We start from the raw sequence: 1,207 nt of genomic DNA on the forward strand, positions 1-1,207 counted from the left end.
TTGCGTCCGGGGTACCACCACCCGAGCTACCTCACACAGCGTGACCGGCGAGCCCGCCCGTCACCGCCGCACCCCCATCAAATTCGAAGACCCACATTCTCGGCACCGCTCTCGGCCCCCGGGAGACCACCGACGACGGCTTACATCCACGGCAATGAACTCGAACCCTGCCCCACCTTCGTCCGCTGACGTTGCCGTCAACTACTGCCGTCACCCCCGCGTAGAGGGCGCGCCTGGGGGACCTCACTTCACTGTAGTAAATTCGCCGAGACCGCAGCTCTAATCCCGGGTCGGAGTACAAGCATATTGAGGGGTCGATCTGCATAAACCGCCAACTCCAAGGCGTCTTTGATGGTGGAGCTCATTCCCCAGATCGACCCAAAGGTTCATCGTGGAAGCTCGAACCCGCCATGACCAGAAGGTGCCGGGCAGCACAAGCGAACCCTCCACGATTTCAGGGGATGGACCCCGCAAGATCACCCCGATTCTGAAATTCCCCTGGATCGTCAGGGCTACTCGTCGAATCGCCACTCACTGAGTCGGATCCACCTCTCCCCATCCCCTGGCCTGACGCGGGCAGCATCGCCAATTTCAAGATTCTTCAGAACAGCGAAGACCTTGTCGAGGACGTCGTTCTTGGGGAAGTCATCCCCCACCTCCACGTCGAGGTGGGCGCCGAATTCCCCAGAGCCCGCACCCGTCACCTCTCCAATTCCTTTTAGAGATTCATTGAGGCCCTCTTCAACATCATCCCTATCAACCAGGAAAGTACCATCGAAGCGAATCTCTACGAAATCCATTTGACACCTACCCTCGCGAAATAAGTTCATCGAAGAAGGCGTCCATCATCTCGACGGATTTCCTTCCCCTTGCAGCCTTCGAGAAGCCTAGTGCAGGTGAGTCAGGACTGTTGAGGAGATTTGCTCCTCGCTGAGCATATCCCTGCGTGAAGAATTCTTCGGCTCCCTTGCTAGCATCCATGGACATCTGAACGTCGATGATATGAGGAGTCAAATCTGGGTTGGCCTTAAAGATATCGTGCCCCCTAGATATACGCCCCTTCATTACCTGCACTGGGTTTCCCTTGCCTTGGGCGCGACCAACATATCGAAGTAAGCATTCAGCGTGACCGCGTTGCGTGACGGTTTCGGGCATGGGGTGACGGCCGGTGACCGGTGGTCAACGGCTGGGGTGTGGGCGGTCAGAT

2 protein-coding genes are annotated in these 1,207 nt (G+C 57.5%); both read right to left on the reverse strand.

The features are described from left to right. Nucleotides 1–512 precede the first annotated feature (512 nt). The gene (locus ACFU5K_RS31980; RefSeq protein ID WP_384068274.1) at nt 513–800 is read right to left on the reverse strand and encodes a hypothetical protein; all 288 of its coding nucleotides are present in this window, start codon (nt 798–800) and stop codon (nt 513–515) included. Between the two features lie 7 nt (nt 801–807). Further along, nucleotides 808–1,074 (reverse strand): hypothetical protein, encoded by a 267-nt coding sequence (locus ACFU5K_RS31985; protein WP_384068277.1) that lies wholly within the window; start codon nt 1,072–1,074, stop codon nt 808–810. Between the last annotated feature and the right edge of the window lie 133 nt (nt 1,075–1,207).

The sequence above is a fragment of the Streptomyces sp. NPDC057428 genome (genome assembly GCF_042803195.1).
Lineage (GTDB): Bacteria > Actinomycetota > Actinomycetes > Streptomycetales > Streptomycetaceae > Streptomyces.